7 protein-coding genes are annotated in these 7,367 nt (G+C 72.5%); 3 read left to right on the top strand and 4 right to left on the bottom strand.

Features of this window, described 5'->3' with window-relative positions; translation table 11 throughout:
* Positions 1-123: 123 nt before the first annotated feature.
* The 3 genes from ACFXPK_RS32045 to ACFXPK_RS32035 all read right to left on the bottom strand — a co-directional run bounded on the left by ACFXPK_RS32045 (position 124) and on the right by ACFXPK_RS32035 (position 3,418).
* Positions 124-1,107, bottom strand: coding sequence for a sigma-70 family RNA polymerase sigma factor (locus ACFXPK_RS32045; protein WP_385005956.1), 984 nt, complete (start codon positions 1,105-1,107; stop codon positions 124-126).
* Between the two features lie 125 nt (positions 1,108-1,232).
* The gene (locus tag ACFXPK_RS32040; RefSeq protein ID WP_385005954.1) at positions 1,233-1,934 is read right to left on the bottom strand and encodes a L,D-transpeptidase family protein; all 702 of its coding nucleotides are present in this window, start codon (positions 1,932-1,934) and stop codon (positions 1,233-1,235) included.
* Between the two features lie 197 nt (positions 1,935-2,131).
* Positions 2,132-3,418, bottom strand: coding sequence for an MFS transporter (locus ACFXPK_RS32035; RefSeq protein ID WP_385005952.1), 1,287 nt, complete (start codon positions 3,416-3,418; stop codon positions 2,132-2,134).
* A gap of 119 nt (positions 3,419-3,537) precedes the next feature.
* Between ACFXPK_RS32035 and ACFXPK_RS32030 the strand changes: the two genes are divergently transcribed.
* Positions 3,538-4,608 carry a LysR substrate-binding domain-containing protein gene (locus ACFXPK_RS32030; RefSeq protein ID WP_385005950.1) on the top strand — a complete coding sequence of 357 codons (1,071 nt, stop codon included), beginning with the start codon at positions 3,538-3,540 and terminating at the stop codon, positions 4,606-4,608.
* Between the two features lie 53 nt (positions 4,609-4,661).
* Here ACFXPK_RS32030 and ACFXPK_RS32025 read toward each other — a convergent pair whose 3' ends face one another.
* A complete protein-coding gene (locus ACFXPK_RS32025) occupies positions 4,662-5,390 on the bottom strand; it encodes an alpha/beta hydrolase (protein WP_385005960.1) in 729 nt (242 codons plus the stop codon).
* 201 nt (positions 5,391-5,591) lie between these two features.
* Between ACFXPK_RS32025 and ACFXPK_RS32020 the strand changes: the two genes are divergently transcribed.
* Both ACFXPK_RS32020 and ACFXPK_RS32015 read left to right on the top strand, forming a co-directional pair.
* Positions 5,592-6,725 carry an adenosine deaminase gene (locus ACFXPK_RS32020; RefSeq protein WP_385005947.1) on the top strand — a complete coding sequence of 378 codons (1,134 nt, stop codon included), beginning with the start codon at positions 5,592-5,594 and terminating at the stop codon, positions 6,723-6,725.
* Positions 6,726-6,908: 183 nt separating this feature from the next.
* Positions 6,909-7,292 (top strand): ATP-binding protein, encoded by a 384-nt coding sequence (locus tag ACFXPK_RS32015; RefSeq protein WP_385005945.1) that lies wholly within the window; start codon positions 6,909-6,911, stop codon positions 7,290-7,292.
* The last annotated feature ends 75 nt before the right edge of the window (positions 7,293-7,367 follow it).

The following is a 7,367-nucleotide window of genomic DNA, read 5'->3' as shown; positions in this document are numbered from 1 at the left end:
CTCTCCCGGGCGGCGCGCCCGCCGGGCCCCCGGGGGGGGGCCCCGCCCCCCGCCCCCACACCGGGCCTCCCCTGCGGGGGGGGGGGCGCCCCCGGCTCCGCCCCCCCCCCCCCCGGCGTCCGGCTACTCCTTCTCCAGCCGCATCGGCAGGTCGAAGAGCGGGAACCACCGCGCGGTGTCCAGGAAGCAGTGCATCGTGGAGATCCGGCCGTCCTCGATCTCGATGATCTGGAGCGCCCACGGCATGTAGCCGTCGCCCGACTCCGTGGGCTTGTAGTGGGCGAAGGCCGGGGTGCCGTTGGCGAACGTCGGCAGCAGCCGCGAGCCGCGGCACGCCGCGCCGGGGCCGAGCATCCAGGCCACGATGTCGTCGTGTCCCTGGAGCCACAGGTCGAACGGCGGCATCGTGAACTTGGCGTCGTCGTGGAGCAGCGCGGTCAGCGCCTTCATGTCGTAGCCCTCGAAGGCCGTGACGTACCGCTCCAGCAGCGCCTTCTGCTCCTCGTCCAGGGGGTCGGAGGTCTCCGTCGTGGCCGGTTCCGACTCGGCGATCGTCGCGCGGGCCCGCTGGAGCGCGCTGTTGACCGACGCGACCGTCGTGTCCAGCAGTTCGGCGACCTCGCTCGCCTTCCACGCCAGCACCTCGCGCAGGATCAGCACCGCCCGCTGCTTCGGCGGGAGGTGCTGGAGCGCGGCGACGAACGCCAGCCGGATCGTCTCCCGGGACACCGCGGCCTCCGCCGGGTCCGCCATCGAGGGCAGGACCCGGCCGTCCGGCACCGGCTCCAGCCAGACGATCTCCGGCTGGGGGTTGAGCTGGGCCTGCGCCACCGGTGTCGGTCCGCTGAGGTCCATCGGGCGGGCCCGGCGGTTGCCCGCCGTGAGCATGTCCAGACAGACATTGGTCGCGATGCGGTAGAGCCAGGACCGGAGCGAGGAGCGGCCCTCGAACTTCTCGTAGCTCTTCCACGCGCGCACCATCGTGTCCTGGACGGCGTCCTCGGCCTCGAACGCCGAACCGAGCATCCGGTAGCAGTAGCCGGTCAGCTCCGTACGGTGCTTCTCCAGCCGCACGTCCAGATCTTGTGTAGCGGCACTCTCGCTCACGGCGTCACCCCGGCAGCCCGTCGATTCCAGTCCTGGTCCCGTCCTGATCCAGTCTCCCGGAAGCCGCCGTCCCGCGCCGACAAATGGCGCGGATTCACCGTTTGCTCAGGTTCCGACGCTCAGGTTCACGGCTTGCGCCCGTACACGTACACCTCGTCGCCGTTCCTCAGCAGCGACCAGTACTTCACCGCGTCGGCCTTGGTCATGTTCACACAGCCGTGGGAGCCCGGAGGGTTCCACATGCTGACGCCCACCGAGTGGAACGCCTGGCCGCCGTCGAAGAACTGGCTGTACGGCATGGGTACGTCGTAGATCGAGGAGACATGGTCCTTGTGGCGCCAGTAGATCTTCTTCAGCCCGGTCCTGGTCCCGTAGCCGCTGCGGCCCGTGCGCACCGGCACCGGGCCGTACACCAGCTTCTTGCCGTCCTGGACCCAACTGAGCTGCCGCGTGAGGTCGACGCAGGCGATCCGCCCCTTGTTCGTGGGGCACTTTCCGGCCGCGTTGGGGGTCTTGCCCGCCGCCTTCTGCTTGTTCATCAGGTCCATCACGCCCCAGGTGACGGGGCCCGCGTACCCGATGTTCGGGGTGATGCCGTGCTTCGTCTGGAAGGCCCGTGTCGCCGTGCAGTCGGCGGTGGACTGCTTGCCGTCCGCCGGCCGGCCCAGGAACTTCTCGACCTGCTTCTGGTACGGACCCGTACCGGATGTGCACGACGCGGCCTGCGCGGGCGCGGCGCCCGCCACCGACACGGCCAGTGGTACGACGAGCCCCGCGATCCCCGCCGCCACGGCCCCTCTGCGCGTTATCAGTCCTCTGCGAGCCATACGTCCCCGCCCCTTCACCGCGCGCCGCCGGAAAGGCGCGTCCTGGGGGGCTAGACGGCCGAGGGGGGCGGGCAGTTGCGCTGTGGGGCGAGGCAATCGGGCCGTTCTTTACGGTTTCCACGAAAGCGCCAAGGCGTCCAGGAAGGCGTCGGGGCGTTCTACGGAGCGGCCGGAGCGCTACGAGAGCGCCGGAGCGTCTACGAGAGCGCCAGGCGCCGCTCGGCGCGCTCCGCCCGCGCGACCCGCGTCCCGTACAGGGTGATCGAGACGACCCCGAGGACCGCCGCGAGACCCAGCGCCACCGTCGCGGCCCAGCCGCCCGCGTGGAAGGCCACCGCGCCCAGCGTGCCGCCCGCGCTGCTGCCCAGGTAGTACGACGACTGGTAGAGCGCCGACGCCTGCGCGCGCGCCGTCTGCGCCGTCCGGCTCACGGAGGACGAGGCGACCGCGTGACCGGCGAAGAAGCCCGCGGTGATCAGCACCAGCCCCAGCAGCACGGCGGCCAGCGTGTCCGACAGGGAGAGCAGCAGCCCCGCCGTCGTCGTCCCGACGGCCAGGTAGAGCGCGCCACGCCGCCCCAGCCGCGCGACCAGCCGGCCGGCCGCCGCCGAGGAGACCGTACCCACCAGATAGACCAGGAAGATCGAGCCGATGACGCCCTGCGGCAGACTGAACGGCTCCGCCACCAGCCGGTATCCGATCACCGTGTAGACGGCGCCGAACACCACCATGAAGAGCCCGCCGATCGCGTACAGCCGGCGCAGCAGCGGATCGGAGAGATGGCCGCCCACCGTCCGCGCCAGCCCGCGCGGGCTCAGCGAACGCGGGCGGAAGTGCCGCGCCTTGGGGAGCAGGATCCGGAAGGCCACCGCGCACGCCACGGCCATCAGACCGACCGCGCCCAGCGCCGCCCGCCAGCCCCAGAGCTGGGCGACCCAGCCGGTGACGATCCGGCCGCTCATGCCGCCGACGCTGTTGCCCGCGACGAACAGCCCGATCGCGGCGACCAGCGCCTTCGGCCGTACCTCCTCCGCGAGATACGCCATCGCGGAGGCCGGCAGCCCGGCCAGCGCCGCGCCCTGCACGGCGCGCAGCGCCACCAGCGACTCGACGTTCGGCGCGAACGGCACCAGCAGCCCGACCGCCACCGCGACCACCAGCGAGACGGTCATCACCGTACGGCGCCCGTACCGCTCCGAGAGCGCGCTCAGCGGCAGTACGAAGACGGCGAGCGCGCCCGTCGCCGCCGAGACCGTCCAGCTCGCCTGACCCGCCGTCACGCCGAGCCCGGCGGAGATCGCGGGCAGCAGCGCCTGCGTGGAGTAGAGGAGGGCGAAGGTCGCGACCCCGGCGGCGAAGAGCGCGAAGCTCATCCGGCGGTAGCCGGGCAGACCGGGGGAGAGGAGCGAATCCGAGGAATCCGGAGCGGACGGCGCGGCGGAGGCACCCGGGGTGACGGGCGCCTCGGTACTGACTGAAGGCATACGTCGAACATAGGTACCGCGTTCTCATGCGTCCAATGCATGGAATGGCGATAATCGTTCCCATGGCGCATGAGCAGAGGTCACGGCCCGACCTGTCACGGAACAGTGACGAACAGGACATGGATCACACGCCCCCGAGAACGTCGTCGGGCGCGGCGCGGGGAACGTCGTCGGGCGCCGCCGCGGGGGCGTCCGGCGCGGCCCCGAGGACGTCGGCGGGTACCTCCCCGAGGCCCACGGACCGGGACACGGGACCCCGGCCCCCGGCCGTCGCCGACCTGGACCCCGGATCCTGGTCCGCCGTCCTCGCCCCGCGTCTCGCCTCCTTCGCCGGGGTGGCCCGCCACGAACACGTCACCCGCGCCGCGCAGGACATGGGCGTCCCCCAGTCCACGCTCTCCCGGGCGATGGTCCGGCTCGAAGAGGACCTGGGCGTCGCCCTGTTCGCCCGCAAGGGCCGCACCGTCGCGCTCACCCACGCGGGCCGGGCCTTCCTCGGCTCCGTCGAACGCGCCCTCGGCGAGGTCGAGCGCGCCGCCGAATCCGTCCGCGCCGACGCCGACCCGGCCTCCGGCAAGGTCGCCTTCGGCTTCCTGCACACCATGGGCTCGGAGACCGTACCCGGCCTGATCAGGGCCTTCCGCGCCGACCACCCCCGGATCCGGTTCCAGCTCGTCCAGAACTACGGCGAGGCGATGATCGAGCGGCTGCGCGCCGGCGAACTCGACCTCTGCCTCACCTCGCCGGTCCCCGACGCCCCCGACCTGGTCGCCCGCCGACTCGACGAGCAGCGGCTGCGCCTCGTGGTCCCCGACGACCACCGGCTCGCGCGGCGCCGCCGGGTACGCCTCGCCGAGGCCGCCGACGAAACGTTCGTCACCCTCGAACCGGGGTACGGGCTGCGCCGGATCACCGACGACCTCTGCGCCGAGGCGGGGTTCCGGCCGCGCGTCGCCTTCGAGGGCGAGGAGGCCGAGACGCTGCGCGGGCTGGTCGCCGCGGGCCTGGGGGTCGCGCTGCTGCCGCCCCCGGCCGTGGCCCGCCCGGGGGTCGTCGAGCTGACGGTCACGGCGCCGCGCGCGGTACGGGAGATCGGCGTCGCCTGGCTCGACGGCCACCCCGACACCCCGCCGGTGGCCGCCTTCAAACGCTTCCTGCTCTCGCGCCGGGGCCAGCTCCTGCCCGTATGACCACCCCTGCCCCTGCGGACGGCCACGGCACCCACCTCACCCCGTACGGCCGCTCATGGCCGCAGCGACCGGCCGAACCCCGCCGCCAGCGGCATCCGCAGCCCCAGCGGCGGGGGCGCGGCCAGCGCGTCCGCCACCGGGCGCGAGTACGCCCGCGACAGCAGCGAGCCCAGCACGAAGTCCGAGGCCAGCGCCAGGACTTCGGCGTGGTGCTGGCGCAGCGCGTGACCGTCGGAGTGGACCTCGAAGCGGCAGATGTCGCGGCTCGTCTTCTTGGCGCGCTCGGCCAGCCGGTAGGACAGCTCCGGGTCCGTCCGCGCGTCGGTGGTGCCGTGCATGATCAGCACCCGGCGCCCCACGAGCTGCCGTACCGGCTCCGGTTCGGCGGCCCGGTCGTCCTCCGGCAGCCACGGAGCCATCGCCAGAACGGAGTTGACGGCCGGGTGGCCCGCGGCCCACAGCGCCGCCCGGCCGCCCATCCCGTGCCCCACCAGACACACCGGTACGTCCCCGTACCGCCGTACGACCTCCTCCGCCGCCCAGCGGGCGTCCGCGGCGAGATGCGCCTCCGTACCGTTCCAGCCGCGCCGCGCGTACCGCACCACATGCGCCACCAGCCCCTCCGGCGCGCCCGCCGAGGCCAGCGAGCGGGCGAGCGGCAGCATCCGGACATGGGCGAGGAGCGAGGCGCCCTTGGCCGAGACCGGTTCACCCGAAGGGAGGATGAGGATCACACCCCCCACCGCCGCGTCCGCGGCCGGTGCGGCGACCGCCCGTCCCAGTCGCGCCCGTGGCTCCGCGCGGCGCGCGCGTGCCCCACCGTCCCGGCCTGCCGTACGTCCCCCCGGGGCGGGAACCGCCTGCTGTCCCATAACAGAACAGTCTCAGAAGGGCAGGTGTACGCCACCCGTCCGCGCGGTCACTGTTACGTATCGTCCAGCTGTACTCTACGCGCGTAGGGGGAGAGGCGTTAGAGTTCACGGATGACGAGCCAGACGTACCGTCCGCCCACCGCCGACCAGATCCGCCGCGCCCCCAAGGTCCTGCTCCACGACCATCTGGACGGCGGACTGCGTCCCGGCACGATCATCGAACTCGCCCGCGAGACCGGCTACACCGCGCTGCCCGAGCAGGAGGCCGACAAGCTCGGTCTCTGGTTCCGCGAGGCCGCCGACTCCGGTTCGCTGGAGCGTTATCTGGAGACCTTCGCCCACACCTGCGCCGTGATGCAGACCCGCGACGCCCTCGTCCGGGTCGCCGCCGAATGCGCCCAGGACCTCGCCGAGGACGGCGTCGTCTACGCGGAGGTGCGGTACGCGCCCGAGCAGCACCTCGAAGGCGGGCTCACCCTCGAAGAGGTCGTCGAGGCGGTCAACGAGGGCTTCCGCGAGGGCGAACGGCGCGCCCGCGCCGACGGTCACCGGATCCGCGTCGGCGCGCTGCTCACCGCGATGCGGCACGCGGCCCGTGCCCTGGAGATCGCCGAACTCGCCAACCGCTACCGGGACTCGGGCGTCGTCGGCTTCGACATCGCGGGCGCCGAGGCCGGCTTCCCGCCCACCCGGCACCTCGACGCGTTCGAGTACCTGAAGCGCGAGAACAACCACTTCACGATCCACGCCGGCGAGGCGTTCGGTCTCCCCTCCATCTGGCAGGCGCTCCAGTGGTGCGGCGCCGACCGGCTCGGCCACGGCGTGCGCATCATCGACGACATCGAGGTCGCGGAGGACGGCGCGGTGAAGCTGGGCCGGCTCGCCGCGTACGTACGGGACAAGCGCGTCCCGCTGGAGATGTGCCCCAGCTCCAACCTCCAGACCGGCGCCGCCGACTCGATCGCCGACCACCCCATCGGGCTGCTGCGCAAGCTGCACTTCCGCGCGACGGTGAACACCGACAACCGGCTGATGAGCGCCACGAGCATGAGCCGGGAGTTCGAGCTGCTGGTCGACGCCTTCGCGTACACGCTCGACGACATGCAGTGGTTCACAGTCAATGCGATGAAATCAGCATTCATTCCTTTCGATGAACGACTGGCCATGATCAATGACGTGATCAAGCCCGGATATGCCGAGCTGAAATCCGAATGGCTGTTCCGTCAGACCGCTGTGACCAGCTAGAACGCACGCTTCACGGATCGAACAACGGGAATCCGGGGAAATGCGGGGCGGTCGGGAACACGTGTTTCCGACCGCCGCCGGGTATTTGCGGGCCGGGTATGCGGCTGACTACCTTGCAGAGCCGCTCAGAAACCTTGCGTTCCCCGTATCCCGTATCCCCGAGTCCCCAAGGACGAGATCCCGATGAAGCAGTCCGCCGCCAAGACCCTCGGTGCCGCCGCCCTCGGCGCCGCCTTCGCCGCAGCCGCCGCGGGCACCGCCTCCGCCGCGCCCGCCGTCCCCGACACGGGTGCCGCGCTCGACGCCGTCGGCTCCGTCACCAAGACGCTGCCCCTGGACGAGGCCGCCGCGCAGCTCCCGCAGCCGCTCTCCGGCGCTGCCACGGCCGCCGGAAGCGCGGTCGACACCGTCGAGTTCACCACGCCGTACGCGCTGGACGCCGTCCGCGCCTCCAGCCCGCTCGGCGACCTGGTCTCCAACCCCGTCGGCACCCTTCTCGGCGGTCTGCCCGTGAACGGCCTGGCCCAGGGCGGCCTCGGGGTCAACGGCATCCCGCTCGGCCGCTGACCCTTCCGTCCGGGACCACCGTCCAGGACACCACGCGGTGGGCCGCGGCGCCCCCGCGCCGGGGGGGCGCCGGGG

Source organism: Streptomyces sp. NPDC059142, assembly GCF_042755665.1.
Classification (GTDB): domain Bacteria; phylum Actinomycetota; class Actinomycetes; order Streptomycetales; family Streptomycetaceae; genus Streptomyces.
Note: the sequence above shows the minus strand (reverse complement) of the source record. Positions and strands in the feature narration are given on the sequence as shown.

Bases quoted from the DNA above. Each gene is read 5' to 3' on its own strand.
- ACFXPK_RS32040 (WP_385005954.1), bottom strand. From the start codon at position 1,934: ATGGCTCGCAGAGGACTGATAACGCGCAGAGGGGCCGTGGCGGCGGGG.
- ACFXPK_RS32035 (WP_385005952.1), bottom strand. From the start codon at position 3,418: ATGCCTTCAGTCAGTACCGAGGCGCCCGTCACCCCGGGTGCCTCCGCC.
- ACFXPK_RS32030 (WP_385005950.1), top strand. From the start codon at position 3,538: ATGGATCACACGCCCCCGAGAACGTCGTCGGGCGCGGCGCGGGGAACG.
- ACFXPK_RS32020 (WP_385005947.1), top strand. From the start codon at position 5,592: ATGACGAGCCAGACGTACCGTCCGCCCACCGCCGACCAGATCCGCCGC.
- ACFXPK_RS32015 (WP_385005945.1), top strand. From the start codon at position 6,909: ATGAAGCAGTCCGCCGCCAAGACCCTCGGTGCCGCCGCCCTCGGCGCC.